24 protein-coding genes are annotated in these 26,943 nt (G+C 64.6%); 12 read left to right on the top strand and 12 right to left on the bottom strand.

The features are described 5' to 3' along the window. Window positions 1-15 precede the first annotated feature (15 nt). The 4 genes from QM588_RS20505 (at window position 16) to QM588_RS20490 (ending at window position 5,487) form a co-directional block, all read left to right on the top strand. Window positions 16-1,962 carry a primary-amine oxidase gene (locus QM588_RS20505; RefSeq protein WP_283316099.1) on the top strand — a complete coding sequence of 649 codons (1,947 nt, stop codon included), beginning with the start codon at window positions 16-18 and terminating at the stop codon, window positions 1,960-1,962. Then, window positions 1,955-3,376, top strand: coding sequence for an APC family permease (locus tag QM588_RS20500; RefSeq protein ID WP_283316097.1), 1,422 nt, complete (start codon window positions 1,955-1,957; stop codon window positions 3,374-3,376). Before QM588_RS20505 ends, QM588_RS20500 begins: the two co-directional genes overlap by 8 nt. A gap of 11 nt (window positions 3,377-3,387) precedes the next feature. Then, window positions 3,388-3,864 (top strand): DUF5134 domain-containing protein, encoded by a 477-nt coding sequence (locus QM588_RS20495; protein WP_283316095.1) that lies wholly within the window; start codon window positions 3,388-3,390, stop codon window positions 3,862-3,864. Window positions 3,865-3,966: 102 nt separating this feature from the next. Then, window positions 3,967-5,487, top strand: a complete 1,521-nt coding sequence (locus QM588_RS20490) for a GMC family oxidoreductase (protein WP_283316092.1) — start codon at window positions 3,967-3,969, stop codon at window positions 5,485-5,487. A gap of 30 nt (window positions 5,488-5,517) precedes the next feature. Here the strand turns inward: QM588_RS20490 and QM588_RS20485 are convergent, their stop codons facing one another. The 11 genes from QM588_RS20485 to QM588_RS20435 all read right to left on the bottom strand — a co-directional run bounded on the left by QM588_RS20485 (window position 5,518) and on the right by QM588_RS20435 (window position 15,261). After that, entirely contained in the window at window positions 5,518-6,423 is a 906-nt protein-coding gene (locus QM588_RS20485; protein WP_283316090.1) for a helix-turn-helix domain-containing protein, read from the bottom strand. 1 nt (window position 6,424) lies between these two features. Then, window positions 6,425-7,732 carry a phenylacetate--CoA ligase PaaK gene (paaK, locus tag QM588_RS20480; protein WP_283316088.1) on the bottom strand — a complete coding sequence of 436 codons (1,308 nt, stop codon included), beginning with the start codon at window positions 7,730-7,732 and terminating at the stop codon, window positions 6,425-6,427. 16 nt (window positions 7,733-7,748) lie between these two features. Continuing rightward, on the bottom strand, window positions 7,749-8,843 hold the full coding sequence (gene paaE, locus QM588_RS20475) for a 1,2-phenylacetyl-CoA epoxidase subunit PaaE (RefSeq protein WP_283316087.1): 1,095 nt from the start codon (window positions 8,841-8,843) through the stop codon (window positions 7,749-7,751). Next, complete coding sequence (gene paaD, locus QM588_RS20470) at window positions 8,843-9,340, bottom strand: 1,2-phenylacetyl-CoA epoxidase subunit PaaD (RefSeq protein ID WP_283316086.1); 498 nt, start codon at window positions 9,338-9,340, stop codon at window positions 8,843-8,845. The genes paaE and paaD overlap by 1 nt, the downstream gene beginning before the upstream one ends. Window positions 9,341-9,345: 5 nt before the next feature. Next, window positions 9,346-10,263, bottom strand: coding sequence for a 1,2-phenylacetyl-CoA epoxidase subunit PaaC (gene paaC, locus QM588_RS20465; protein WP_283316083.1), 918 nt, complete (start codon window positions 10,261-10,263; stop codon window positions 9,346-9,348). Window positions 10,264-10,291: 28 nt separating this feature from the next. Then, window positions 10,292-10,654 carry a 1,2-phenylacetyl-CoA epoxidase subunit PaaB gene (gene paaB, locus QM588_RS20460; RefSeq protein WP_032404451.1) on the bottom strand — a complete coding sequence of 121 codons (363 nt, stop codon included), beginning with the start codon at window positions 10,652-10,654 and terminating at the stop codon, window positions 10,292-10,294. Beyond that, window positions 10,651-11,598 (bottom strand): 1,2-phenylacetyl-CoA epoxidase subunit PaaA, encoded by a 948-nt coding sequence (gene paaA, locus QM588_RS20455; protein ID WP_283316080.1) that lies wholly within the window; start codon window positions 11,596-11,598, stop codon window positions 10,651-10,653. Before paaA ends, paaB begins: the two co-directional genes overlap by 4 nt. 129 nt (window positions 11,599-11,727) lie before the next feature. Continuing rightward, the gene (locus QM588_RS20450) at window positions 11,728-12,498 is read right to left on the bottom strand and encodes an enoyl-CoA hydratase/isomerase family protein (RefSeq protein WP_283316079.1); all 771 of its coding nucleotides are present in this window, start codon (window positions 12,496-12,498) and stop codon (window positions 11,728-11,730) included. Next, window positions 12,495-13,346, bottom strand: a complete 852-nt coding sequence (locus QM588_RS20445; protein WP_283316077.1) for a 3-hydroxyacyl-CoA dehydrogenase family protein — start codon at window positions 13,344-13,346, stop codon at window positions 12,495-12,497. The genes QM588_RS20450 and QM588_RS20445 overlap by 4 nt, the downstream gene beginning before the upstream one ends. Continuing rightward, on the bottom strand, window positions 13,343-14,065 hold the full coding sequence (locus tag QM588_RS20440; protein WP_032373300.1) for an enoyl-CoA hydratase/isomerase family protein: 723 nt from the start codon (window positions 14,063-14,065) through the stop codon (window positions 13,343-13,345). The genes QM588_RS20445 and QM588_RS20440 overlap by 4 nt, the downstream gene beginning before the upstream one ends. Further along, entirely contained in the window at window positions 14,062-15,261 is a 1,200-nt protein-coding gene (locus tag QM588_RS20435) for a thiolase family protein (RefSeq protein WP_283316073.1), read from the bottom strand. Before QM588_RS20435 ends, QM588_RS20440 begins: the two co-directional genes overlap by 4 nt. Window positions 15,262-15,371: 110 nt before the next feature. On the opposite strand from QM588_RS20435, the gene QM588_RS20430 reads away from it, so the two are divergent. From QM588_RS20430 to QM588_RS20410, 5 genes are all read left to right on the top strand, one after another. After that, the gene (locus QM588_RS20430) at window positions 15,372-15,983 is read left to right on the top strand and encodes a TetR/AcrR family transcriptional regulator (RefSeq protein WP_027494651.1); all 612 of its coding nucleotides are present in this window, start codon (window positions 15,372-15,374) and stop codon (window positions 15,981-15,983) included. Window positions 15,984-16,059: 76 nt separating this feature from the next. Then, window positions 16,060-18,087, top strand: coding sequence for a phenylacetic acid degradation bifunctional protein PaaZ (gene paaZ / locus QM588_RS20425; RefSeq protein ID WP_283316068.1), 2,028 nt, complete (start codon window positions 16,060-16,062; stop codon window positions 18,085-18,087). Continuing rightward, complete coding sequence (locus QM588_RS20420) at window positions 18,084-18,401, top strand: EthD family reductase (RefSeq protein WP_283316066.1); 318 nt, start codon at window positions 18,084-18,086, stop codon at window positions 18,399-18,401. The genes paaZ and QM588_RS20420 overlap by 4 nt, the downstream gene beginning before the upstream one ends. A 23-nt stretch (window positions 18,402-18,424) precedes the next feature. Continuing rightward, on the top strand, window positions 18,425-18,793 hold the full coding sequence (paaI, locus tag QM588_RS20415) for a hydroxyphenylacetyl-CoA thioesterase PaaI (RefSeq protein WP_045841663.1): 369 nt from the start codon (window positions 18,425-18,427) through the stop codon (window positions 18,791-18,793). 30 nt (window positions 18,794-18,823) lie between these two features. Then, window positions 18,824-19,933 (top strand): PucR family transcriptional regulator, encoded by a 1,110-nt coding sequence (locus tag QM588_RS20410; protein ID WP_283316065.1) that lies wholly within the window; start codon window positions 18,824-18,826, stop codon window positions 19,931-19,933. Here the strand turns inward: QM588_RS20410 and QM588_RS20405 are convergent. Beyond that, window positions 19,911-21,326: an FAD-binding oxidoreductase gene (locus QM588_RS20405; protein WP_283316063.1), complete on the bottom strand. Its 1,416-nt coding sequence runs from the start codon at window positions 21,324-21,326 to the stop codon at window positions 19,911-19,913. The two genes, QM588_RS20410 and QM588_RS20405, sit on opposite strands and share 23 nt — an antisense overlap. Before the next feature lie 283 nt (window positions 21,327-21,609). Between QM588_RS20405 and QM588_RS20400 the strand changes: the two genes are divergently transcribed. The 3 genes from QM588_RS20400 to QM588_RS20390 all read left to right on the top strand — a co-directional run bounded on the left by QM588_RS20400 (window position 21,610) and on the right by QM588_RS20390 (window position 26,767). Then, the gene (locus QM588_RS20400; RefSeq protein WP_283316061.1) at window positions 21,610-22,911 is read left to right on the top strand and encodes an MFS transporter; all 1,302 of its coding nucleotides are present in this window, start codon (window positions 21,610-21,612) and stop codon (window positions 22,909-22,911) included. 778 nt (window positions 22,912-23,689) lie between these two features. After that, entirely contained in the window at window positions 23,690-24,883 is a 1,194-nt protein-coding gene (locus QM588_RS20395) for a PucR family transcriptional regulator (protein ID WP_032400661.1), read from the top strand. 537 nt (window positions 24,884-25,420) lie between these two features. Next, window positions 25,421-26,767, top strand: coding sequence for a lipase family protein (locus QM588_RS20390; protein ID WP_032400662.1), 1,347 nt, complete (start codon window positions 25,421-25,423; stop codon window positions 26,765-26,767). Window positions 26,768-26,943 lie beyond the last annotated feature (176 nt).

Raw genomic sequence — 26,943 nt, 5'->3', positions numbered from 1 at the left:
CCACGAGGAACACCCATGCCAACCCTCACGCCCCACGCAATCGACCATGCCTTGTCGTTGCCCACCGAAGACGAGATCGCGCAGGTTCGAGACATCGTCGACGCCGCCGGATTCGTCACGGCTGCAACCAGGTTCGTCTACGTCGGACTGGACGAACCGGAGAAGGCCGAGCTGTACGTCGCCGAACCGACCACCCGGCGCACCTTCCGGGTGCTGTTGCACGACATCTCGACACCCGATGCCGTCGACCTTCTCGTCTCCCTCGACGAGCGTCAGGTGATCGGCTTCACCCGCCTCGATGCCATCCGAGACGGCCAGATGCCGGTGCTCGACGAAGAATTCGAGCTCGTCGAGAGTGTGCTCTCCACCGACCCGGACTGGCTCGCCGCGCTGGCCGCCCGTGGACTGGACGTCGCCGACGTTCGAGTGGCGCCGTTGTCTGCCGGGGTGTTCGACTACCCGGGTGAGCATGGTCGACGCATACTGCGTGGCTTGGCTTTTCGGCAGGACTATCCCGCCGATCACGCGTGGGCGCACCCCATCGACGGGTTGGTCGCCTTCGTGGACGTGATGAATCGCACGGTGGACAAGGTCGTCGACCTGGGTGCGGTTCCGATCCCTGAGGAGTCGGGCAACTTCGACGATCTGTCCGTCACCGGTCCGCTGCGCACCACACAGAAGCCGATCGAGATCACCCAACCCGACGGTCCGAGCTTCACGGTGCGCGGCAATCGCGTCGACTGGGAGAAATGGTCGTTTCGCGTAGGCTTCGATGTGCGCGAAGGTTTGGTGCTGCACCAGATCGGCTTCGAGGACGGAGGTGCCGTCCGGCCGATCATTCACCGCGCGTCGATCGCGGAAATGGTTGTTCCCTACGGCGATCCGTCACCGGTACGGTCGTGGCAGAACTACTTCGACACCGGTGAATATCTCGTGGGACGGTTCGCGAACTCGCTGGAACTCGGCTGCGACTGCGTCGGAGACATCACGTACTTCGACGCCGTGATCGCCGACGAATTCGGCAATCCGAAAACGCTGACGAATGCCGTGTGCATGCACGAGGAAGACTTCGGGGTGCTGTGGAAGCACACCGATCTGTGGTCGGGCTCGCAGGAGACCCGCCGCCAGCGCCGACTCGTGATCTCCTTCTTCACCACCATCGGTAACTACGACTACGGATTCTTCTGGTACCTCTACCTCGACGGCACCATCGAATTCGAGGTCAAGGCAACCGGAATCGTGTTCACTTCCGGGCATCCCGGTGGTGACTACCCGTACGCAACCGAGATCGCCCCAGGACTCGGAGCGCCGTGCCACCAACACCTGTTCAGTGCGCGACTGGACATGATGGTCGACGGCATCGGCAACTCCGTCGAGGAGATCGAGACCCGGCGGGTACCGATGGGACCGGACAACCTGCACGGCAATGCTTTTGCTCTGCACCACACCCCGCTCGACACGGAATCCGAGGCGCAACGCATCGCCGACGGAACGGTGGGCCGCGTCTGGCACGTCACCAATCCGACCTCGCTGAGCCGGCTCGGCAAGCCCGTCGGATACACGCTGCACCCCGAGGGGCAGCCGCTGCTTCTCGCCGACGACAACTCGTCGATCGCGCGGCGCGCCACGTTCGCCACCAAGCATCTCTGGGTGACTCAGTTCGATCGCAAGGAGCGTTATGCTGCAGGCGATTTCGTGAACCAGCATCATGGGGGTGCGGGTCTGCCTGCATTCGTCGCCTCGGACCGCAGCCTCGTCGACGAGGATATCGTGCTGTGGCACACCTTCGGGCTCACCCACTTCCCGAGACCGGAGGACTGGCCGATCATGCCGGTGGACTACACCGGCTTCAAGCTCAAGCCCTCTGGGTTCTTCGACCGAAACCCCACCCTGGATGTGCCGAGAACGACTTCCGCGCACTGCGCCGCCTCCAGCTGCGAGAGCGGTGAGCAGAATGTCTGATACACAGTCCAATTCGCCGGCCGGCGCACTGCGCGGTTCCATCGGCGTCGTCGGGATCGTGTTCCTGGTCATCGCCGCTGCAGCGCCGCTGACCGCCATCGGTGGAGCCCTGCCGGTCATGATCGCGACAGGCAACGGTGCAGGTGCTCCGCTCGCCTACATCGTCGCGGCCCTCGTGCTGCTGATCTTCAGCGTCGGCTACGCGGCCATGAGCCGACACATGGTGGACACCGGCGCGTTCTATGCCTACGTGGAGAAGGGGCTCGGGAGAACCATGGGCCTCGGCGCCGCGGGTCTGGCGCTGCTGACGTACACCGCCATTCAAGCGGGCATCTACGGGCTCGCCGCATCGACCGTCGACAGCCTCGTCGTGAAGTACGGCGGGCCCGACCTGCCGTGGTGGTTGTGGGCACTCGGTCTCGTCGCGATCGTGGCGTTACTCGGTTACCGCAGCATCGATCTCGGGGCCAAGGTGCTCGGGGTACTGCTGGTGCTCGAGATCGGCATCATCGTGGTCCTGTCGATCGCGGTGTTCGCCAAGGGTGGTGCCGCGGGCATCGACGTCGAATCGTTCACTCCGTCGGCCTTCTTCAGCGGATCGCCGGGAATCGCCCTGATGTTCGCCATCGCGTCGTTCATCGGCTTCGAGGCCACCGCGATCTACGGCGAGGAGGCGCGTAACCCGACGCGGACCGTTCCGATCGCGACCTACGCCGCTGTCGTCACCATCGGGCTGGTGTACGCGGTGTCGAGTTGGGCCGTCGTGCTCGCCTTCGGCAGTGCATCCGTCGCGCAGGCCGCTGCCGACGACACGGCGGGATTGACTTTCGCCGCTGCCGCCCAGTACTTGGGCCCGATGTCGGCGGACATCATGGAAATCATGCTGGTCACCAGTCTTTTCGCCGCCCTGCTTGCGTTCCACAACGCAATCGGACGGTACGTATTCGCGCTCGCCCGCAAGGGAGTCGCCCCGTCGATATTGGCACGCACCCATTCTCGGCATGGCTCCCCGCACATGGGATCGCTGTTCCAGACCGCCTCGGCAACAGTGATTCTCGTGGTGTTCGCGGCAGCAGGCGCAGACCCGGTGCTGCAATTGTTCACCTGGATGTCCGGACTGGCCACCGTGAGCATCCTGGTTCTGATGATCCTCACGGGCGGCGCGATCATCGCGTTCTTCCGTCGATCGACCGTGGATACGCGCACCTGGCATACCGTCGTCGCCCCGGCACTCGGAACCGTGGGGCTGATGGCAATCCTCGCGCTCGTGCTGGACAACTTCACGTTGCTCATCGGTGGTTCGGGAGTGCTCGCCGCGTTGCTGTTGATCGTCGTCGCGTTGTTCTTCGGCGGTGGGCTCCTCGTAGCTCGGCGGGGTGGATCTCGCGCTCGAGACCTCGAGCCGACGGGCTGACCCCGATGGTCATGACGGTGCTGATGGCGCTCGGTGCAGTGGGTGCTGTTCTTCCGCTGCTCGGAGGTGGCACGCACACGGGACGGGTGCGGTGGGCGCACCTGTGCATGGGTACCGTCATGGCTGCCATGGTGGTCCTCGGGACGGACCCATCCGTGGCGCTGATATCGATACTCGCTCTTGTCGCGGCTGCCGTCCACGTCACCGCAGACCGGCCGAACAGAACCCGATCGATTCCCTGCGCGGTGGACCTGACGTGCATGGCCGTGCTGCTGATGATGTTGCCGCCCATGCACTCCCACGCGGACCCTCAGGCGTCGTCGCGGCACCGGCACGGAGTCGAGGCGGATCCGAGAATCATCGCCGCGCTGCTTCTGGTGGGATGGATGGCCGTGACGATCCACCTGCTGCGCACCAATACGCCCGGGCGACGAGTGACAGCAGGTTCCGTGCTGATGATCCTGGGAATGGCACCGATGGCCTTCTGAACGAGGGCGCATCTGACCCAGAATGTGTGCGCGCAGTGACATGTTTGTGCGTGCGGATTCGGTCACTGTTGTGTCGACGGTCACAACAGGAAGAGGCAGCGCATGTCGACGGATTACATCGTAGTGGGAGCAGGATCAGCCGGAAGCGTCATCGCCAGAAGGCTCCTCGACGCGGGACACACCGTCCACGTGATCGAGGCCGGTCCCGTGGACACCGATCCGGCGATCCACTCACCGCAGGGCTGGCCGACGCTGTTGGGTGGCTCGCAGGACTGGGGACTGTTCACCACCCCGCAGAAGCACGCCAACGATCGGCAAATCTTCTGGCCACGCGGACGCGTCCTCGGTGGCAGCTCGTCCCTCAACGGAATGATATACGTACGTGGGCATTCCAGCGATTACGACGGGTGGGCATCGGCCAGCGGTGACGCCGGATGGTCGTGGGAGAACGTGCTGCCGCTGTTCAAGCGTTCGGAGTCACACGAGCTCGGTGCCAACGAGTTCCACGGCGGTGACGGCCCACTGCCGGTGTCCATCATGGGTACCCCGCATCCGCTGGCGGCAGCCTTCGTCGACGCGGCCGTCGAGCACGGGCACAAGCTCATCGACGACTTCAACGCCGACGAGATGGTCGGTGCCGGCTACAACCACACCACCACGCGCGACGGTGAGCGGATGAGCGCCTGGAAGAGTTTCGTCGGCCCGGTGCTCGACTATCCCGACCTGACGTTGACCACCGGCGCTCTCGTGCACCGTGTGGTGCTCGAGAACGGCCGAGCGGTGGGCATCGAATACAGCCGCGGAGATGGCGAGCTGGAGCGAGCGTTCGCCGATCACGAGGTCATCCTGTGCGGCGGAGCCCTCGGCTCTCCGAAGACCCTGCTGCTCAGTGGAATCGGCCCGTCCAGACATTTGGCTGAACTGGGAATCGACACCGTCGTCGACCTGCCGGGGGTAGGCGAGAACCTGCACGATCACCTGCTGCTGAGCAACATCTACGAGTCCCTCGAGCCGCTCGCAGCCGGTACGAACAACCTGCTCGAAGCGCAGCTGTACGCCCGCAGTACCGGATGGGCCGGTGCCGCACCCGATCTGCAGCCCCTGTTCATGCACATTCCCTACCCCGCTGACGGATACCCGGTGCCGGAGAACGGCTACACGATCGCTCCGGGAATCGTGGCTCCGCGCTCGCGTGGCACGCTGCGACTGGCGTCCTCGGATCCGAATGAACTGCCGCTGGCGGATCCGAACATCCTGGCCGATCCGTACGACCTCGAAGCGATGGTCGACGCGGTAGAGATCTGCCGGGAGATCGGTGCCTCCGATGCCTTCGCGCCGTGGCGTAAGGCGGAGGTGGTTCCGGGACCGAGCGCCCGCACCCGCGACGACCTGCGGGCGTACGTCCGACAAACTGCCGGTACGTACCACCACCAGGTCGGTACCTGCAAGATGGGAGCCGAGTCGGACTCCGATGCCGTTGTGGGAGCGGACCTTCGGGTCCGCGGGGTCGAGGGATTGCGCGTGGCGGACGCGTCGATCATGCCCACGGTGCCGTCGGGCAACACCAACGCGCCGTCCATCATGGTCGGTGAGCGGGCCTCGGATCTGATCCTCGGAAAGTAGTTCGTGGTCGGGTGAGGGCGGCGTGCGCTCTCACCCGGCGCGATACTCCCGCGGCGACATACCGTATGTCTCCTTGAACAGCTTCGAGAAGTTCGAGGAATCGATCAAACCGTGGCGCGCGCAGATGGTTCCGATGCTGTCTGCGGCGAAACGAGGGTCACGTAGGTCGCGGTGGCACCGATCCAGTCGCCTGGATCTGATCCAGCCGGCCACCGTGCGACCGTCCTGCTCGAAGAGCTTCTGCAAGTAGCGCGTCGAAATATGCAGTCGCGCAGCGATGGACGCCGTGGACAGCGTGGGATCGGACAGGTCCGATTCGACGAGACTCTTGGCCTCGATCAGGAGTGTGGATCCCGGCGCGTCGTGGGGAGCCGCGTCGTCGAGGGCGGCGCAGAGCAGATCGAGGACGGCGTTCTCGAGCATCGGTGTCGTCGGCAGGGTTCCGTCGGCGGCGTTGCGGCGCAAATTGAACAGGAACGGCGAAACCAGCGCGCCGACGCCGTGATCGCCCTCGATGCGACGCGCGGCGACGGTCGTCAAGTCACGGGAATCGATGCGGAGTGCGTCGCGTGAAAACATCACCACGAACATCTCGAAGTCCCCGGCGAAGTGCAGATCGTAAGGGGCGCTGGTGTCGTAGACCGCGAAGTCGCCAGGATGGAGCACGGCCTCGCGCTCGTTCTGGACGATCGTGCCGCACCCCGTCAGCTGCAGACCCACCTTGATCGATCCGGGGTCGGACCGCCGGATGGTCGCGCGTGTGCGCCTGACATCGACCTCCCGGCCGGTCACCTCGCTCAGTTGCAGCGCCCCGAGCGTCGACGACACCAGGGTGCCCTGGAACGACGACGGCCCGGTGGACACAGCGTCGAGCGGCACGAACGCCGTCGAGACGTTCTCGCGCCATTGCTCGAAATCCTGTGCCACCGGGCTCATGTCATACGGTCGGACGGTTGTCGATCAGACGGCGGGCCTTACCGATGGAACGCTCGAGGGCCGCCGGTGCGACGACGTCGACCGCGACGCTGACGCCGATCCGGTCCTTGACCAGCTTTTTCAGCGTTGCTGCGGCAATCGGATGCGTGTCGAGCGAGGCCTCGGGTCGGGCTTCGACGAGGACGGTCAGTGAGTCCATGCGTCCGGCACGCTCGAGCACACACTGGAACTGGGGTGCCAGAACGGGAACCGTCAGGATCAATTCCTCGATCTGCGTCGGGAAGAGATTGACTCCGCGCAGAATGATCATGTCGTCGGTGCGGCCGGTGACCTTCTGCATCCGACGCATCGTGCGAGCCGTGCCCGGCAGCAGACGCGTCAGATCGCGGGTGCGGTAACGAATGATCGGCATCGCTTCCTTCGACAAGGACGTGAACACCAATTCACCCTCCTCGCCGTCGGGCAGAACCTCGCCGGTCACCGGGTCGATGACCTCCGGGTAGAAATGATCCTCCCAAATATGGAGCCCGTCCTTGGTTTCGACGCATTCCATCGCGACGCCCGGTCCCATGACCTCGGACAGGCCGTAGATGTCGACGGCGTCCATGTCGAGAGTCTTCTCGATCTCCTTGCGCATCTCCTCGGTCCAGGGCTCCGCGCCGAAGACGCCGGTTTTCAGCGAGGTCTTCGCCGGATCGATGCCCTTCTTGACCATCGCGTCGACGATCGTGAGCATGTACGACGGCGTGACCATGATGGCGTCGGGCTCGAAGTCCTCGATGAGCTGGATCTGACGATCGGTCATGCCGCCGGACATCGGAATGACGGTGCAGCCCAGACGTTCTGCGCCGTAGTGCGCGCCGAGTCCGCCGGTGAAGAGGCCGTACCCGTAGGCCACGTGCACCTTGTCCGACGGCTTGACGCCACCGGCGCGGAGGCTGCGGGCGATGAGGTCGGCCCAGTTGCTGATGTCGTTCGCGGTGTAACCGACGACAGTGGGACGGCCGGTGGTGCCCGAGGACGCGTGAATGCGCGAGACCTTGTCCTGCGGAACCGCGAACATCCCGAAGGGGTAGTTCTCCCGCAGATCCTTCTTGGCGGTGAACGGGAACTTCGCCAGATCCGACAGGTCCTTCAGATCGGTCGGGTGCACCCCGGCGTCGTCGAAGGCCTTCGTGTAGTGCGGAACGTTGTCGTACGCGTGCTGCAGCGACCATCGCAGGCGCTCCAACTGCAGCGTGGAAATGCGGTCCCGAGAGGCGAACTCGATGTCCGGTGTGTCGGTGGGGGTAGACAAGACGCTGGTCATGGCAGTCTCCGGGGGATCAGGCGTCGAAGTCGACGGTGACGGTGTCGCTGAGTGGGAAGGTCTGGCAGGTGAGCACGAAGCCGGCGTCGACTTCGTTGTCTTCGAGCGCGTAGTTGCGACGCATGTCGACCTCACCGAAGGTCACCTTCGCGCGGCACGTGCCACACACTCCGCCCTTGCATGCGAAAGGGAGATCCGAGCGCAGCTGCTCGGCCGAATCGAGTATCGACTCGTTCTGCGGCAGTGCACCTTTCACTTCGCGGCCATCGAGGATGATCGTGACCTCACTGCTCGGGCCGGTGATACCCGGCTCGCGGTGCTGCTCCTGAGGCGGGGGGACATCGTCGACGTAGAACAGTTCGTGGTGAATGCTGCTCTTCGCGACGCCGAGTTCCTTCAGAACGTCCTGCGCGTCGTTGACCATCCCGAACGGACCGCACAACCAGAAGTGGTCGATGTCCGGGGTTGCGACGACGGTGTCGAGTATCTCGCGTAGCCGGTCGGCATCGAGCCTGCCGCTGAACAATTCGACTTCCCGTGGCTCGCGAGACAGTACGTGAATGACGTCGAATCGACTGCCGTACTGATCCTTCAGGTCGGCGATCTCCTCGGCGAACATCACCGTTCGCGTCCGGCGATTGCCGTACAGCAGAACCACTTCGGAGTCGGGATTCGCCAGAACGGACGCCGCAATCGACAACATCGGGGTGATACCGGAACCGGCGGCGATGAGCACGTGCCTGCCGGCCTGGGCCGGATCGGCGTGGAAGGTGCCGCTCGGGCCCTGCACGTCGATGCGGTCGCCTGCTCTGACGTCGTGAACGAGCCAGGAGGAGAACAGACCGTCGGACACCTCGCGGACACCGACGCGGGGACGCGCACCGGCCGGGGCGCAGATGGAGTAAGAGCGGCGGTGCTCGACGCCGTCTATCGTGCGGCTGAGCATCAGCGACTGGCCCGGCCGGAAGTCGAACTCTTCGCGCAATTCTTCCGGGACGTCGAAGGTGACAGCAACGGCGTCGTCGCAGAGGGATTCCACGTCGGCAACGGTCAGTGAATGAAAAGGCTTGTTGCGCAGATTCTTCTGAACGGGTTCGGCGGTGACGGTCATCAGATTTCCTTCACGTGGTCGAAGGGTTCGAGGCAGTCGTCGCACCGGTACTGGGCCTTGCACAGGGTTGCGCCGAATTCGGATGTGAGCCGAGTGTTGATGGAACTGCACTGCGGGCAGGTGAGCTGACGGGGTTTGACAGTGAGGGTCAGCGCAACCGGGCCGGAAGTACGCTCCGGGGCCGGACCTGGAGTCGAGTAACCGGATTCGCGAAGCTTGCGCAGGCCGTCCTCGGAGATCCAGTCGGTACTCCACGCGGGGGAGAGGCTGGTGACGATCTCGACATTCGCGTACCCGTGATCCTGGAGCTTGTGGGCAATGTCGTCGCGCATCGTCGCCATGGCGGGACATCCGGAGTACGTCGGAGTGATCGTGACGAGCACACTGCCGTTCTCGCGTACCTCGACGTCGCGCAGAACCCCAAGGTCGTCGAGGGTAAGCAGTGGCATCTCGGGATCCATGACGGTGGCTGCGATGTCGCGAGCCGAAAGTTCCATCGTTGTCACCAGACCCCCTCCGGATGCGCTCTCGCCACGACCTGCATCTCGGCGATCAGGGGTCCGAACGCCTCGGTGTGGATGCCGCGACGACCACCTCGGCCGCCGATGGTGCCCACGGACTTTCCCTCGGGTGCGTCGAGTTCCGCGGCATGTAGAACCTGCGCAAGAACGGAATCGAACTCCTCGCGAACATCCCGGGGGTCGACGCCGACGCCGACCTCTGCCAGTGCTATCTCCTCGTCCGTCGGGATGAACAATTCCGAGACGTACGGCCAGATTCTGGTCACGGCGTCGCGGACGCGTCGCTTCGATTCGTCCGTGCCACAGCCCAGGGTGACGACCCAGCGGGCAGCGTAGTCGCGGTGATAGGTCAACTCTTTGACGCCCTTGTTCGCGACCGCGGCGAGAACAGGATCGCGGGATTCCTGCAGGCGAGTGAAGACGGCGAGCCGCCACGTCGAGAACACCAGCAGGCGAACCTGCGACTTCGCGAAATCGCCGTTGTCGAGCTCTGTGAGCCGAACGTTGCGGAAGTCTGCCTCGTCGCGGAAGAACGCCAGCGCATCTTCCGAGGGTGCGGGCGAGGTGTCCGAGATGAACGGCACCACCGTCGGATCGGCTTTGGCGGCGCGGGCCAGCAGCAGCCGGGCCTGGCCGAGGAGGTCGAGGCCGACGTTCGCCAGCGCCACCTCTTCTTCCAGTTCCGGTGCCCGAGTGCTCCATTCGGCGAGGCGCTGGGAGCTGATCAGCGCATCGTCACCGAGCATGAGGCAGTACGCGGCAAGGGCTTTCAGGTCGACGTCGTCGGGAACGGTGGTATCGACTCCGGCGAGCGGGTCGTCGAAACTCGTCCCGAATGCCCACTGCCCGTGCGAATCCTCGTCGACGAGGCCCTCGTAGGCGCTGTCGTGATCGGTCATGAGTGCTTGTCCTCTTGAAGTATGGGTCTCACATGTGGGGGACGTTGTCGGGGATCTCGTAGAACGTCGGGTGGCGGTAGACCTTGTCACCACTCGGCGCGAAGAACGGATCCTTCTCCGACGGCGACGATGCGACGATCGAGTTGGACGGAACCACCCAGATGCTGACGCCTTCGTTGCGGCGGGTGTAGACGTCGCGAGCATGCCGCAGGGCCATGTGGTCGTCGGCAGCGTGGAGCGATCCGACATGCACGTGGTTCAGGCCGCGCTTGCCGCGCAGGAACACCTCGTACAGCGGCCAATCAGCCTTGACTGCTTCCCGTTTCGGCTCGACCGGAACACCCTCGGTGGGCACTGCTCCGTGGCCGCCCTCGGCGGTGAACTCGGTCATGATGCTGCGTTCCTTTCGGCGAATGCGGTTGCGGCCTCACGGACCCAGGCACCGCCGTCGTGCGCTGCTCGTCGGTTCGCGATGCGCTCGACGTTGGAGGCACCATTGCCCTTGATCACCTGCATGAACTCGGACCAGTCGGGCTCGCCGAAATCGTGTGACTTGCGCTCCTCGTTCCACTTCAGATCCGGGTCCGGGAACGTGACGCCCAGCGCCTTCGCCTGCGGGATCGACATGTCGACGAAGCGTTGGCGCAGTTCGTCATTGGTGTGGCGCTTGATGCCCCACTTCATGGACTGCTCGGTGTTGGGGGACTCGTCGTCCGGCGGGCCGAACATCATCAGTGCCGGCCACCACCAGCGGTTCACCGATTCCTGAACCATGGCGCGCTGTTCGTCGGTGCCGCCCATCATGGTTGCCAGCAATTCGTAGCCCTGGCGCTGGTGGAAGGATTCTTCCTTGCAGACGCGGATCATCGCGCGCGCGTACGGCCCGAAGCTGCTGCGACACAGGGGAACCTGGTTGCAGATCGCTGCGCCGTCGACGAGCCAGCCGATGGTGCCCACGTCGGCGTACGTGAGGGTGGGGTAGTTGAAGATCGAGGAGTACTTCTGCTTGCCCTCGATGAGCTTGACCGTCAGGTCGGCACGATCCGCTCCGAGCGTCTCCGCTGCGGAGTACAGGTAGAGGCCGTGGCCGGCTTCGTCCTGGACCTTGGCCATCAGGATCGCTTTGCGGCGTAGCGACGGCGCACGGGTGAGCCAGTTGCCCTCCGGCTGCATACCGATGATCTCGGAGTGCGCGTGCTGAGCGATCTGGCGGATGAGCGATTTGCGGTAGCCGTCAGGCATCCAGTCGCGGGGCTCGACGCGCTGTTCACGGGCGACGGTGTCGTCGAACCCGTCCTGCAGCGTCTCGGCGGACAAGGTGTTTGACGTGGTCATAAGTCCTACTTTCATTACCGAATGATCGGTTGGTAACCAGTATGCCTGGAAGTGACCCCGCGCACAAGAGCGGCGAGAGCGGCTTCGCCGCACGTGCGCGGAAGTTCGTAGCAGGGGTCGAGTTTCCACTCACATGCCGACGAAGGAGGCTTTCTTCTTCGCCAGGAAGGCATCGACGGCGGCCTTATGGTCGGCGGTCTGGCCCAGAGCGGTTTGCGCCTGGGCCTCGCGGTCCAGTGCGTCGGATAGTCCGGACTGCGCGATCAACGACTTGACCTGCTTGTACGCCAGGGTGGGTCCCGCAGCGAGCGTTGTGGCCAGCGTGCGCGCGGTCTCGAGAACGTCGGCATCGTCGACGACGCGATGCACCAGGCCCCAGTCGAGGGCCTGCGCGGCGGTGACCTTGTCTCCGAGCAGCATCAATCCGGCGGCCCGGCTCGACCCCAGTGCCTCCACCAACGAGTAGCTCAATCCCGAGTCGCTGGCCAGGGCGATGCCGGTGAACGCCGTTGCGAACGACGACTTGGTGCCGGCGACCCGGATATCTCCGGCGAGCGAGATCCCCAGACCTGCCCCGACGCATGCGCCGGGGATGGCGACGACGATCGGCACCGCGAGCGCTGCGAGTCCTCGGATAACCGGGTTGTAGTGCTCACCGACGGTGTCCATCGCCGTCGCCGGGTCGGCTTCGAGCGCGGTGACGTGCTCGCCCAGATCCTGGCCGACGCAGAAGTTCTTGCCCTCGGCGGTGATGAGCACAGCACGCACCTCGGGTGCGGCCGCGTTCTGGACGGCCTCGGTCAGCGCGACCTTCGTCGCGACGTCGAGGGCGTTGTGTGCCTCGGAGCGCGCGAGGGTGATGGTCGCCAGGCCGTCGGTGACGTCGAACCGTACCGTCATGCGTTCGTCCAATCGTGAAAGCCGCGACCGGACTTGCGTCCGATGTCGCCGCGAGCAACCATGTCTCGCAACAACTGCGGGGGAGTGAACCTGTCGCCGAGGGTCGACGCCAGGTGTTCTGCGATGGCGAGCCGAACGTCCAACCCGACGAGGTCGGTCGACCGCAACGGGCCCATCGGGTGTTTGTAGCCGAGTTCCATGGCGCGGTCGATCGATTCGGCGTCGGCGACGCCTTCCTCCAGCATCCGGATGGCTTCGAGCCCGAGGCAGACCCCGAGCCGGGAGGTCGCGAAGCCGGGGGAGTCGTTGACGAGCACCTCGGTTTTGCCCAGGAGCGACACCCACTGCTGTACTCGCTGCACTACGTCTGCGGAAGTGGCCGGAGCGCGCACGATCTCGACGAGAGTCGACGCCGGAACCGGGTTGAAGAAGTGCATCCCGATGAAGCGGCTCGGATCGCTCAGTGCTGCGCCGAGTTCCGCGATAGAGATCGAGCTCGTGTTCGACGCGATGACCGTGTCGGGCCCGGCGATCTTGTCGACGAGAGCCAGTACCTCGACCTTGAGCGACGGGATCTCGGGAACTGCTTCGACAACCAGGTCCAGGTCGGCAGGAAGATCGCCGGGGCCGGCGACGGTGGAGACCCGGGCGAGAATCGCAGCGGGGTCCTCGCTGAGCTTGCCGCGCTCGTGCGCCCGGTCCAGCCCGGTCGAGACTCGTCCGAGGGCTGCAGTCTGGTCGGCTGCTTCGGCGATGACGACGCTCGAGCCGAGGGCCGCGAACACCTGGGCGATACCCGCACCCATGCGGCCGCCACCGACAACAGCTACTTTCACGGGAACTGTCATTTCTTCTTCTCCAGAAATGCCGTCATTCGGCGTTGTTTGTCTTCGGTCTCGAACAGCACGGCCTGCGCGATGTCGTCGGCCCACGGGTGTGAACCGGGTGCATCGAGAATCTTTTTCGTCAGCTTCAGGGCCAGTGGTGCCTGTCTCGCAATGCGATCCGCGAGGGAATGCGCTGCAGTCAACGGCTCGTCGACGACGTCCAGCACCAGGCCGCACCGAAGTGCCACCTGTGCGTCGAGCGTCCGGCCACCGAGAAGCACCTGCTTCGCGACGGAGACGCCCACCAGCGTCGGCAGCCGGTAGCTGGCTCCGGCGGCAGCCATGATGCCCAGTCCCGGTTCGGGATTGCCGAACACGGCAGTCGACGACGCGATGCGAATGTCGCAGGCATAGGACAGTTCGGCTCCGCCGCCGAGCGCGTATCCGCGGACGGCTGCGATCGTCGGCAGGGGCAATGCTGCAATGCGATCGAACAGGTTTCGGTTGATGCCGCGCAGTGCGTCGTCGCGAGTGCGGGCCCGCAACTGGTTGATGTCGGCACCGCCGGCAAAATGCTCGCCTGCTCCGGTCAGGATCACGATCTTGGGATCCTGCTCCACGAGCGCGCACACCTCGTGCAGCTCGCTGATCATGTCGGAATCGATTGCATTGCGCTGCTTCTCGCGACTCAGGGTGACGACAACGCGGTCCGTCGACTCCTCGACGATGAGAGTGTTCACGGTGCCTCGATCAACATCGACACGCCTTGCCCGACGCCGACGCACAGTGTCGCAAGGCCACGTGAGGCCTTCTCGCGTTCCATGCGGCCCAACAGCGTCAACAGAATTCGTGCACCCGACGAGCCGAGAGGGTGGCCGAGTGCGATGGCCCCGCCGTCGGCGTTGACGAGGTTCTCATCGAGCTTCAGCTGGCGGATGACGCCGAGCGACTGGGCCGCGAAGGCCTCGTTGAGCTCGACGGCTCCGAGGTCCTCGGTTGACCATCCTGCGCGGGCGAGTGCCTTCTGTGTGGAGGGCACCGGCCCGAGCCCCATGATGTGCGGCGCGATGCCGGCGCTGGCGCTGGTGACGATGCGGCCGCGAACCTCGAGGCCGTACGTGTTCACGGCTTCTTCCGACGCCACCACCAACGCCGATGCTCCGTCGGTGAACGGTGACGACGTTCCGGCGGTGACGATTCCGCCCTTGCGGAACACGGTCTTCAGGGTGCCGAGCTTGTCCAACGTGGTTCCGCGCCGTGGCGTCTCGTCCTCGGTGACCTCGCCGTTCTTGGTCGTGACGGGCACGATCTCGTCGGCGAAGCGCCCGGCATCCTGGGCGGCGATGGCACGCTGCTGACTGCGGAAGGCGAAGGCGTCGGACTCTTCACGGGTGATGCCTTCGCTGAGCGCGACCTCTTCGGCGGTCTCGCCCATCGACAGGGTGATCTTGGGGTCGGTACCCGCGTCGTGCGAGGCGAAGGTCGGGTTGGTGAATCGCCAGCCGAGGGAGGTATCGAAGATGTCGCCGGGCTTGGCCCACGCCGTCCCGGGCTTGGCCATGACCCACGGCGCGCGCGTCATGGACTCGACGCCACCGGCGACGATGATGTCGGCCTCACCGCTGCGAATGGTGCTCGCGGCGTTGGCTACTGCGGTCAGTCCGCTCGCGCACAGGCGATTGACGGTATATCCCGGCACCGACTGGGGCAGACCTGCGAGCAGAACCGCCATTCTGGCCACATCGCGATTGTCCTCGCCTGCCTGGTTGGCCGCACCCAGAATCACCTCGTCGATTCGATCGACGGGTACTCCCGCTCTGCGGACCGCTTCGGCCACGACCAGCCCGGCGAGATCGTCGGGGCGCACCGAGGCCAGGGCACCGCCGTAGCGCCCGTGCGGGGTACGTGCGCCGGCCACGAGAAATACTTCGCCCACTTCGAAACTCCTTCGTCGGTTGCGTCATTAATAACCGAACATTCGGTCGTTTGGCAAGGTCTGCTGCCCGTGGTGCTGTGGAATCGTCCGCCGACTGCGAAGATGTGGCAATGACAACCGCACGCGCGCCGCGCAAGACCGGACAGCCAGGGCGGCCGGGATACGACCTGGATTCCCTCTTGGCCGTGGCGGTCAAGGTCTTCAACGACCGTGGGTACGACGGCACCAGCATGGAGATTCTGGCGAAGCGGCTCGGTATCACCAAGTCGTCGATCTACCACCACGTATCGGGCAAGTCCGAGTTGCTCGAACTCGCGCTGTCGCGGGCTCTCAACGCACTGTTCGCCGTGACGACCGAGGATCGGGCGACCACTGGGCGGTACATCGACCGGCTCGAATACCTGGTGCGTCGCAGCGTCGACATCCTGTGTGCGGAGTTGCCCTACGTGACGTTGCTGCTGCGCGTACGCGGCAATACCGACGTCGAGCGGCGCGCCCTCGCCCGCAGGCGTGAATTCGACACGTTCGTCACCGGGCTCGTCGTGGCTGCGGCCGAGGAGGGCGACCTGCGTCCCGGTGTCGACCCGGCTCTGGCGTCCAAGCTCGTCTTCGGCACGGTCAACTCGCTCATAGAGTGGTACCGCCCGCGCACCGGGGGATCCGTCGAGGAATTGGCCGACGCCGTGGTCGCGCTGACCTTCGACGGCCTGCGTCGCACGTAGCAACGCAAGTCTTGACTTCTCGGCGTTGGGCGGCGATGGTAATTACCGACCGAACGTACGGTGAGATGGAGGCGTTGTGAGCAGACTTCTGGAAAGCTATGCCCAGGGCACGTGGTATTCCGCGACCGACGAGGGAACGCCGCTGCTGAGCGCCGTCGACGGCAGTGAGATCGCCCGTGTGTCATCCAGCGGTCTCGACGTCGCAGGCATGATCGATTACGCCCGCACAGTCGGCGGCCCCGCGCTCGCAGCCCTGACGTTCCACGAGCGTGCAGCCCTGCTCAAGCAACTTGGTCTGACGCTGCTTGCAGGCAAAGAGGAGTTCTACCAACTCTCCCGGCACACCGGAGCCACCACCCGCGATTCCGGCGTCGACATCGACGGCGGTTTCGGAACTGTGCTGAGCTATGCGAGCAAGGCTCGACGCGAACTCCCCAACGAGACGGTCTACCTCGACGGCGCCATCGAGCAGCTCGGCAAGAAGGGCACCTTCCTCGGTCAGCACATCTACACCTCCCGGCGTGGCGTCGCCGTGCAGATCAACGCGTACAACTTCCCCGTCTGGGGCTTCCTCGAAAAGCTGGCACCCGCGTTCATTGCGGGCGTGCCCTCGATCGTCAAGCCCGCCAGTCAAACTGCGTACCTGACCGAGCTTGTCTTTCGTCGGATCATCGAGTCGGGGTTGCTGCCCGAGGGTTCAATTCAGTTGCTGTGCGGCAGTGCCCGCGGTGTCCTCGACCACCTCGGCGGCCAGGACTCGGTGGCCTTCACCGGATCGGCCGATACCGCTGCGACCCTGCGCTCCCACCCCAACGTCGTCGGCGAGGGACTCCATTTCACCGCAGAAGCCGATTCTCTCAACGCCTCCATCCTGGGTTCCGATGTGGCACAGAGTGATCCGGAGTTCGATCTGTTCGTCAAAGGTGTCTTCACCGAGATGACATCCAAAGCCGGCCAGAAGTGCACGGCCATCCGCCGCGTGCTGGTGCCGCAGGACTCGGTCGAACCCGTCATCGAGGCGCTGAAGGCCAAGCTCGACAAGGTCGTCGTCGGTGACCCGCAGGACGACGGCGTCACCATGGGTGCGCTCGCCAGCATCGACCAGCGCGACGAGGTCCTCAAATCCATTCGTGGACTGATCAAGTCGGCCACCGTCGTCTTCGGTGATCCCGAGACCGTGGATTCACGGCCCGGTGCCTTCATGGCACCGGTCCTGTTGAAGGCCGGCGACAAGAGCGCACCCGAACCGCACGAGATCGAGGCATTCGGGCCCGTCTCCACCGTCATCGGTTACGACAGCACCGCAGACCTGCTCGACCTCGTCGCGCGCGGAAAGGGCTCTCTGGTCGCATCTCTGGTGACCAAGAATTCGGCCATCGCGCGCGAGATCGTGCTGGGCACCGCTCCGTATCACGGGCGCATCCTGGTCCTGAATTCCGAGGACGCCAAGGAATCGACCGGTCACGGTTCGCCGCTACCGGTACTGGTGCACGGCGGACCCGGCCGAGCAGGCGGTGGTGAAGAACTCGGCGGTATCCGCGGCGTCCTGCACCACATGCAGCGCACAGCAATTCAGGGAACCCCGGACGTCCTGACGGCCATCGGTAACAAGTGGGTCACCGGAGCGAAGCAGACGACAGGGGACGTTCACCCGTTCCGCAAGAACCTCGGCGAACTGCGACTGGGTGACACCATCGTCGGTGGCCCACGACAGGTCACCCGCGCCGACATCGATCACTTCGCCGAATTCACCGGCGACACGTTCTACGCGCACACCGATCCCGAAGCGGCAGCGGCAAATCCGTTGTTCGGCGGCATCGTGGCGCACGGATACCTGGTGGTCTCGCTGGCCGCAGGGCTGTTCGTCGACCCGGCACCGGGCCCAGTCCTGGCGAACTTCGGCGTCGACAGCCTGCGCTTCCTGACGCCGGTCAAGGCCGAGGATTCGCTGACGGTCACGTTGACGGCCAAGCTCATCACCCCGCGTCAGAGTGCCGATTACGGCGAGGTGCGTTGGGATGCAGTGGTCGTCAACCAGGACGGTGACCCTGTCGCGACCTACGACGTACTCACTCTCGTCGCGAAGCCCGAGGCCGCGTCATGAGCGTGCGAGTAACCGTCTGTTACGGAATGCCCGAGGACCCTGCCGCCTTCGATCGGCACTACGCCGAGGTGCACGTGCCCCTCGCTCGGGCAGTTCCCGGCCTGGTCGACTTCACCTGGGGCACGCTCGACTCGCTCGACGAGTCCCCGCCGCCCTACTACGCAATCGCAAGTCTGTACTTCGCGGACGAGGCATCGCTGAAGGCAGGATTGGCTTCGCTTGAAATGAAAGCGGCAGGCAAGGATCTGCGCAACTTCGCGACCGGTGGCGTCACGATGTTCACCCAGAACGAGCGTTCGGTGCTGCAGCCGTGAGCGATTCGCCTATTGCGCGGGAGATGTTCGAGGTCGATGCCGCGTCCCGCAAGCTCGGTATCGAACTGATCGAGCTGTCACCCGGTCACGCGAGAATGTCGATGGTCGTGACCGAGGACATGGTCAACGGTTACGCCATCACTCACGGCGGATACGTCTTCCTGCTTGCGGATACGACGTTCGCTATGGCCTGCAACTCGCACGAGGATTCGGCCGTCGCTGCCCGATGCGACATCCGGTACCTCCGTCCGACGAAGGTCGGTGACGTCCTCGTCGCCGACGCCGTCGAGCGTGCGAGGTTCGGCCGCAACGGTATCTACGACGTATCGGTGACGTGCCGAGACGAGCTGATCGCCGAATTCCGAGGCGACAGTCGCACGATAGCGCGCTAGCGATCCGGCGCGTGGAAGTACTGTGAGTCGGTGACCACTGCAGACCTGTCGGCGCTGGCAGACGCCACCGCCACTGCGGTGGGTGGTGCTGTGTCGGTGATGGATCCGCAGGGCTATGTGGTGGCGTATTCGTCGGAGCCGGGGCAGCCGATCGACGACGTGCGACGCGACGGAATTCTCGGCAAGCAGGTGCCGGCCGAGTACATGGCGCACCATACCGACGAGGAATTCCGGCGCAGTTCCGCTGTGCGGGTCGTCGCCGTAGTCGGCGTGCTGCCTCGCCTGGCCGTACCGGTAACCGGTGGCGACGAGTATCTCGGTTCTATCTGGTGCATTGTCCCCACCGCGGGGGTGTCGCCGCCCGAGCCGACCGCTGTGGCCGCATTGCAACGGGCAGCAGCTGATGCAGCGTCGTTGTTGAGCCAGCGAGCGCAGGCTGCCGGCATCGAACGCCCCAGGGCGCGTGAGTTACTGACCGACCCAGCTGCGGTCACACCCCATGGGCAGCTGTACACGGTGGTGGCGGCCAGGACGGCGTCGGATCGGCCGGAAGCCGCCGCGTCACGACTGCGAGGGATGCTCGAGCTGACATTCGGGCAGCAGCAGGACTCGGGTGCTGTCGTGATCGACGGCGCCGTGTACCTCGTGATGAGGTCCGAAAGCGCCGTCACAGTAGGCGAATTGGAGCATCTTCGACTCCGGGCCGTGTCGTCCCTCGGTATTCCGGTGATGTTCGCAATCGGTGGACCGGATGAGCGCCCGTCGACTGCACGAGTGCATGCGCAGTGGGCGCTCGACGCCTGCGAAGACGGTTCTCCGACCGTTCTGTTCGATGACGTCCGAGTCCACGCCACGCTGCGTAGGGCAGGGGCAGCTCTGTCGGAGGTGTCGTTGGCGTTGCCTGCCGTCGAACGCATGCTCGCCTGCGATGCCACGGAAGGCACCGACTACGCCGCGACGGTGCTGGCTCTGTTGGCACACGAATCCAATGTCGCTGCCGCATCGGCATCGCTGTATTTGCATCCCAACACCTTCCGCTACCGGCTGCGGCGTACCAAGGAGTTGTTCGGTCTCGATCTCGACGAGGCGGACACGCGGTTGCTGGTGTGGGTGTCGCTCAGGCTCGGGGGCGAGCGGTGAGCACCTTGCCTGGATTGAGCAGATAGTGCGGGTCCAGCAATTCCTTGATGCCGCGCTGCAGTTCCGCTGCAACCGGATCGAGTTCGGTCTCGAGTAGATCGCGCTTGAGCAGGCCGACCCCGTGCTCACCGGTGATGGTTCCGCCGAGTGAGAGAGCGAATGCTGCGATCTCGTCGAATGCTCGGTGCGCCTTGACCAATGACGCGGGATCGAGGGGGTCGACGATCACCGTCGGATGGATGTTCCCGTCTCCGGCGTGGCCGACGACGCCGATGACGATGCCCAGCCGGTCCGCAACCAGGCCCACCTCGTCGATCATCGCGGCGAGGTGTGAAATGGGAACGGACACATCGTCGACCAACGGTGAACCGAGACGCTCGAGCGCCGGGTACGCCAGACGACGGGCCTGCACGAGTTGCTCGGATTCGACCTCGTCCTCGGCGACGGCCACGTCGGTCGCACCGGATTCGGTGCACAGTGCGGCAATCGCCTCGAGCTCCTCCACAGCGCCTGCACCGATGTCGGATTGGGCGATCAACACTGCTGCTGCGTCGGTGCCGAAGTCCATCCGCGCGTAGGCGTCGATGGCGGCGATGGTGGTGCGGTCCAACAACTCGAACAGGCTCGGAGTGATACCAGCGGCACGTATACGTGACACCGCCTCTCCCGCCGCGACGGTGGACGGGAAGGTCGCTGCCATGGTCAAAGGGGTCGCAGCGGGAAAGTCGAGGCCGACGGTCGCCTCGGTGATGATGCCGAGTGTGCCCTCGGATCCGACGAACAGCTCCGCCAGAGAGAGACCGGCCACGCCCTTGACGGTGCGTCGACCGACGAACGTCGCCCGGCCGTCGGCGAGTACGACTCGCAGGCCACGGACGAATCGTGCTGTGACGCCGTACTTCACGCAGCACAGGCCGCCGGCGTTGGTGGCGATGTTGCCCCCGATCGTCGAGGCCTCCCAACTGGATGGATCGGGGAGGTACGTCAGTCCTTGTTGTAGGGCGGCATCTTTCAACTCTTTGTTGGTGACGCCGGGTTGCACGACGGCAGTGCGGTTGACGACGTCCAATTCGACGATCGCGTTCATGCGCCGGGTGTTGAGGGCGATGACCCCGACGCCGGCATTCGCCGCTCCCGCCAGACCGGTCAACGCTCCCTGTGGCACCACGGGAATGCGATGTGCCGAAGCGATTCTCATGATTGCCTGCACGTGCGCTTCCGTGCTCGGCAGTACCGCTGCCAGCGGAAGGGCTGATTCGCAGAGGGCGGCTGCGTCGTGTCGAAAGCTCTCGAGGATATCCGGGTCGGTGACCACCGCATCCGTACCCAGAGCGCGCATCAGGTCGTCGATGATCGGAGAGTGATGAAAGAAAGTCGACGTGGGTGCGGCCATGAGTTCGAGTATGACCGGCGTCACTGTCGATGTCTGCGTCGTTCCGGACGAAGCGAGGGGCTCGGATCGGTAATTCCCCACGAAGTGGGTCGATTGTGCTGTAGAGAACGCGACCACCTTGACAAACTACGGTGGTGCCGGTCACAGTAATTACCGACCGAATGGACGGTGAGTTTTATCCGGTTCGTCGGTTGCCGAGTCCGCCGCTGTTCCTACCCCACGACACTCCGAACTGCCGCTTCCTCTCACGAGCGCCGGAGCCCGAACGAAACGAGACAAGTCGATGTCAACACAGGTCGAGACGCCTACCGGGGTGTCGCGTGAGCATCGCCGCGCCGCGATGGCCAGCATGGTCGGTACCACCGTCGAGTGGTACGACTTCTTCATCTACGCGCAGGCAGCGTCTTTGATTTTCGCCAACCTGTTCTTCGCACCGATGGGGACCGCGGGCCAGCTGGTTGCCTACGTCACCATCGGCATCAGCTTCATCTTCCGGCCTCTCGGTGCCATCGTGGCGGGCTACTTCGGTGACAAGATCGGCCGCAAAAAGGTGCTCATCGCCACCCTGACGCTGATGGGTGCCGCCACCGTCGGTATGGGACTGCTGCCCACCTACGCGACCATCGGCATCTGGGCTCCGATCATCCTGATCTTGCTGCGCATCCTCCAGGGCTTCTCCACCGGCGGTGAATGGGGCGGCGCTGCGCTGATGGCCGTCGAGCATGCGCCGAAGGGCAAGCGCGGAATCTACGGTGCGGCAACTCAGATGGGTGTTCCGCTCGGCATGCTCATCGCGGTCGGCACCTTGGCACTGTGCACCGGCTTGCTGAGCGAAGAGCAGTTCGAGGCCTGGGGCTGGCGCATTCCGTTCCTCATCAGCTTCGTGCTGATTCTCGTCGGCTTCTACATCCGGCGCCGAGTCGAGGAGACTCCGGTGTTCAAGGAGCTCGCAGAACGCAAGGAGCGCAACCACACTCCGGTTCGTGCACTGTGGCGCACCAACAAGAAGCAGGTCATGCTGGCCGCGCTGTCGTTCATCGGCACCAACGGCAACGGGTACATCATCGTTGGCGGTTTCATCGTGGCGTACTCGACGCGTGAACACGGACTCGCTCGGGTGGACGTGTTGGTGGCCAGCCTGTTCGCGGCCATAGTCTGGGGAATATTCACCCTCCTCGGTGCGTATCTGTCCGATCGCTACGCTCGCACCACCATCATGAACGTCGGAAACGCGGCAATGGTGTTGTGCGCCATCCCGTTCTTCCTGCTGGTCGACACCGGTGAGTTGCACTGGATCTACGTGGCCCTCGGTCTCTTCGCAGTCGGACTCGGACTCTCCTACGGTCCGCAGCCGGCTCTGTACGCCGAGATGTTCCCCGCAGCAGTCCGATTCAGTGGAGCATCGATCGGCTACGCCATCGGCACCGTGCTCGGTGGAGCCTTCGTCCCAACGATCTCAGAGGCTTTGTTCAAGGGCACGGGTACCTCGATGTCCATCTCGATCTACCTGATGATTCTGGCGGCCGTCTCCTTCATTGCGACCTCACGGATCAAAAACCGTCGAGACGAGGATTTGAACGTCTGACACTCGTACGACGAAAGCCCCGAAACGATAGTGGTTCGGGGCTTTCGTCAAATGTATGCACGTCCGATTGCGACGGGTTCGGTGTGTGAGACGACATCGAGCACCGCATGGACGTCTGTTGACCGATCGAGAAGTGCGCACGCCGCATAGGTCGGAGATGCCCTTAGGCGCGCTCGACTGTCGATGGAACCAAACAACATGCGGCGAGAGACTGTTGTGCAGACCCGGGCAACGTTTCAAGCGTCGATGTCCCCAACGGCCTGGACGCGGTGTTTCCATCCAAGCTATGCCCCGTCGCTGAGGACATAGCTGAGAGCGGCAGGGGAGGTTCGGCTCGAAAGTAGAGCAGCGCTTCACGAGCGAATAGCAACTGTCCAGAAGCTGTGTTCGGCGCGACAGGAATGCGGCTACGCAGAGCAGCCAATCAACCCTGGGCGCAGAAGTATTGAATCGTGAGTCGCATCGATGAAATTGTCGAGCAAGTCATCAGCGGCGACATGTCCGCTGACGCTGCAGCCCTGGCGATTCGCGATGATCCGCCGGCACGTCGAGACATTGGCCGAAGCAATGCAGTCCCCTGCCCGAGCACGCAGCTCAGTGGTTCGACGTATGGGTGAGCAGCTCCCACTGGTGCAGGACGATGCCCTCACTCGCAATATCACTGCTGGTCGGTGTAGACGAGCGCGCTGCGGTCACCTGACCCGCCAGTCGGCAACGAGAAGCTCTATTGCCGCGATATCTTTTGTCAGGGAGTGACAAAAGGAAAGTAGGTGCGTAGATGGTTCGGGCACGCGAAACTGTGGCGCTACGTGTCGAACGCGAACTGTCCTCGGTCGTCGGTGAGGCGGTGTTGGCGATCAGGGCGGCGATCCCGGCCTACCGGGACCTGCACGGTCCCCAGCTGGCCGACGTGGAAGGTATCGCATACTGGTCGCTACGAAGGCTCATGCAGATATGGAACGCGGACACCGCGGAACTCGACGATCGCGACCGGGCGCGGTTCCGCGCCATCGGTGTGGCTCGCGCCTCGGACGGGCGCCCACTCAGCGACGTGCTGCGCGCCTACCGGGTGGCGTCGAGTGTGTTCATCCGCCACATTGCCTCCGTTCACCTCGCCGACCTCGACCCGGCCGACATCGCAGAACTGAGCATCGCCGCGTTGGACGGAATCGATGCCATCTCCGAGGAAATCATCGGTGCATACACCGCGGCACGAGAACGACTGGCCTCTGACGGTGAGCACGCCCGGTCGGCGCTGCTCGACGATCTCCTGGCCGGCCGCCAGAACTCGCCCGGCGCGCTCGCCGACAGATCGCGAGAGCTCGCCCTCACCCTGCCCACCCATCCGACGGTTCTCGTCGTCGGCCGTGCCGACTCGACGGACACCGTCCGTCACGAGGACCTCGACAACGTCTTGGGTGCGCTCGGCGGCGACCGCGCAACGGAAGACGCGCAGTTGGCCACGCGCCGCGATCACCGCTCGGTGTTCCTGCTGCCTGCCGCCGTCGACCTCGCGGACGTCGACGCGGTGTGCGCGGAGCGGTATCTGCGGGGCTCTGCGGTGGCACGTCGTCCGATCACGGAGGTCAGCGCCAGCTACCGACTGGCCGCCGACGGACTCGGCGCAGCACCCGAGCACGCGTTCGATGACCGTGCCGTTCTCGACGAAGGCGACAATCAGTTGCTGGCCCTGCTCACCGCCCGGCCGTACGCGGACACGAACGCCGTCGTCGCCGCCGTTCTCGGCACGCTCACCGAACCCGCCCACAACCACCTACTGGCAGGACTGTCCGCGTTCATCGCCACCGGAACCGCCACCGAAGCCGCCGCCGCCCTGCACGTACACCCTCAGACACTGAGATACCGGCTCCGACGGGCACGGGAGGTGACCGGACGTGACCCGCGCCGTGCGTGGCATCGGCTCGCACTCGACACCGCACTACAGCTACGTCAGCTGCAGCGACCCACGTGATCCGATATCGGTGCCCTGGCAAACTACGGCTTCTTACCGGGCTGTGACGTCGAGGTAAGTGTTCTCAGGGGCGGCGCGCCCCTCCGGTCTCGACTGCCGAATCGTCGGTGTCGCGGTCGGTGGTGGTGGTTCCTGAGACGGTTCCTGCGAGGGTGGGGATTGTCTGGTCCTGGGGGTGGTACGTGGCTGCTGGTGTGTCGAGCAGAAACCAGCCGCCGAGCGGGGGACCTTTTGGCGATGAATCGCGTCCGTTTCACCCATACCCCTGCTCGTCCCCGGTACCACTGCTCGTCCCCAGTACCCCCGCTCGTCGAGTGAAGTGGCGGCGCGTCGCGTGAGCGCCGACTGTGATCTGGGTATTCCGCCGGAGCAATAGCGTTGGACCGCCCTGCGTAGGGCGTTCATCACCTGGTGACAAAGCAGGGGTGACATCCGGGTGACCGGTGCTAACTTACCGACCGGAAAGTTTTGTGACCTACGACATACGTCCGGCCGTGGGCACCCCCCCGACCCGACACATAACAGACAGGTGACACCGTGCTCCGCAGAAGTCGTTCGCTCTTGATCGTCGGCCTTGCCGCCGCCGCCATCCTCACCCACGGAGCAGCGGCGGTGTCCGCGCAGCCGGTCGACGACCCCTTCTTCCGCTACACCGGCACGGCCGCCCTGGAGAGTTACGCACCCGGATCCGTTCTCGGTGTGCGCACCGTCCCCTATCACCTGCTCAATGTGGCGACCCCACTCGACGCCGTGCAGATCCTGTACCGATCGACCGATGCGCAGGGACGACCGTCTGCCAACGTCACCTCGGTGCTGCGGCCCCCGAACGCGCAACCGGACAAGGTCATCTCCTACCAATCGGCGTACGACTCGCTTAACCCCGACGACGGCCCGTCCCGAGCCATCGCCGGTAACACACCCTTGCTGTCGCTGACACCGAGCGGACGAAACGTCGGTGTCGGAGGCTCCGCTGTATCCGGAGAAGGCACGGTCATCGCCCCGTTCCTGGCTCTGGGCTACACCGTCGTCCTCGCCGACACACAGGGGCCCACCGCGGACTTCGCCGCCGGCCCCGAGTACGGAATGATGACCCTGGACTCGCTGCGCGCGGCACAACAGGTACCGGAAAGCGGCGTTACCGGCACGTCCCGCATCGGTCTGCTCGGATACTCCGGCGGTGCCATCGCTACCAACTGGGCGTCGATCATGGCGGCCGACTACGCACCCGACATTGCAGACAATCTCATCGGCGCAGCCCAGGGCGGCTTGCTGGTCAACCCGGCGAACAACCTCCGCTACGCCAGCGGCAGCATCACCTGGGGCGGAGTGGTCGGAATGGCCATCATCGGCATCGGACGCGCGTACGGAATCGACTTCGACCCCTACATCAACGACTACGGCCGCGAAATTCTGGCACGGCTGAACGATGCGTCCATCCTCAACGTCCTCCTTCAATATCCCGGATTGCGGTGGACCGATCTGGTCGAGCCGCAATACGCGGACCCGAACACCGTCCCCGAGTACGTCGAGGTAGTGAACAAGATCAACATGGGGCAAGCCCCCGTCCCGACCGTCCCGATGTTCGTCGCGCAGGCCTCCAACGGGATTCTCGAGGGCACCCAGCCGGGCCCGATCGGTACCGGCCGCGGTGACGGCATCATGGTCGCCGGCGACGTCCGCGCACTGATGAACAGGTACTGCGACGCAGGTGTGGCCGTGCAATACGACGAATACGACACCATCAGCCACATTCCCGGAGCCGCTCTGTGGTTCCCGGGTGCGGTCGGGTGGCTCATCGACCGCTTCGACAACAAGCCGGTACCGACGAACTGCGGTCGCATCGCGCCCGGGAATTCACTCGCACCGCAGCAACATTCGCGCTGACGGCCTTACGCGACCTATGCCCGTGTCTTCCCACAGGTGTGTCGCGGTGGGCCACCCCGAGCGCACGCCCCCCGGTAGACGTCGAACGGCATTTTGGCCTCTAGCTCCCTCGGAGGACGCAACCGACGTCACCCGCCGAATTGAAGGTCGCGGTCCGACACGAAAGAGCGCTCGAC

This window comes from Rhodococcus sp. IEGM 1354 (assembly GCF_030056855.1).
Classification (GTDB): Bacteria; Actinomycetota; Actinomycetes; order Mycobacteriales; family Mycobacteriaceae; genus Rhodococcoides.
The sequence above is the reverse complement of the archived record's forward strand: the minus strand, read 5'-3'. Positions and strand labels throughout refer to the sequence as shown.

Coding starts and splice junctions, on each gene's coding strand:
- QM588_RS20505 (WP_283316099.1), top strand. CDS start 16: ATGCCAACCCTCACGCCCCACGCAATCGACCATGCCTTGTCGTTGCCC.
- QM588_RS20500 (WP_283316097.1), top strand. CDS start 1,955: ATGTCTGATACACAGTCCAATTCGCCGGCCGGCGCACTGCGCGGTTCC.
- QM588_RS20495 (WP_283316095.1), top strand. CDS start 3,388: ATGACGGTGCTGATGGCGCTCGGTGCAGTGGGTGCTGTTCTTCCGCTG.
- QM588_RS20490 (WP_283316092.1), top strand. CDS start 3,967: ATGTCGACGGATTACATCGTAGTGGGAGCAGGATCAGCCGGAAGCGTC.
- QM588_RS20485 (WP_283316090.1), bottom strand. CDS start 6,423: ATGAGCCCGGTGGCACAGGATTTCGAGCAATGGCGCGAGAACGTCTCG.
- paaK (WP_283316088.1), bottom strand. CDS start 7,732: ATGACCAGCGTCTTGTCTACCCCCACCGACACACCGGACATCGAGTTC.
- paaE (WP_283316087.1), bottom strand. CDS start 8,843: ATGACCGTCACCGCCGAACCCGTTCAGAAGAATCTGCGCAACAAGCCT.
- paaD (WP_283316086.1), bottom strand. CDS start 9,340: ATGGAACTTTCGGCTCGCGACATCGCAGCCACCGTCATGGATCCCGAG.
- paaC (WP_283316083.1), bottom strand. CDS start 10,263: ATGACCGATCACGACAGCGCCTACGAGGGCCTCGTCGACGAGGATTCG.
- paaB (WP_032404451.1), bottom strand. CDS start 10,654: ATGACCGAGTTCACCGCCGAGGGCGGCCACGGAGCAGTGCCCACCGAG.
- paaA (WP_283316080.1), bottom strand. CDS start 11,598: ATGACCACGTCAAACACCTTGTCCGCCGAGACGCTGCAGGACGGGTTC.
- QM588_RS20450 (WP_283316079.1), bottom strand. CDS start 12,498: ATGACGGTACGGTTCGACGTCACCGACGGCCTGGCGACCATCACCCTC.
- QM588_RS20445 (WP_283316077.1), bottom strand. CDS start 13,346: ATGACAGTTCCCGTGAAAGTAGCTGTTGTCGGTGGCGGCCGCATGGGT.
- QM588_RS20430 (WP_027494651.1), top strand. CDS start 15,372: ATGACAACCGCACGCGCGCCGCGCAAGACCGGACAGCCAGGGCGGCCG.
- QM588_RS20420 (WP_283316066.1), top strand. CDS start 18,084: ATGAGCGTGCGAGTAACCGTCTGTTACGGAATGCCCGAGGACCCTGCC.
- paaI (WP_045841663.1), top strand. CDS start 18,425: ATGTTCGAGGTCGATGCCGCGTCCCGCAAGCTCGGTATCGAACTGATC.
- QM588_RS20405 (WP_283316063.1), bottom strand. CDS start 21,326: ATGGCCGCACCCACGTCGACTTTCTTTCATCACTCTCCGATCATCGAC.
- QM588_RS20400 (WP_283316061.1), top strand. CDS start 21,610: ATGTCAACACAGGTCGAGACGCCTACCGGGGTGTCGCGTGAGCATCGC.
- QM588_RS20395 (WP_032400661.1), top strand. CDS start 23,690: ATGGTTCGGGCACGCGAAACTGTGGCGCTACGTGTCGAACGCGAACTG.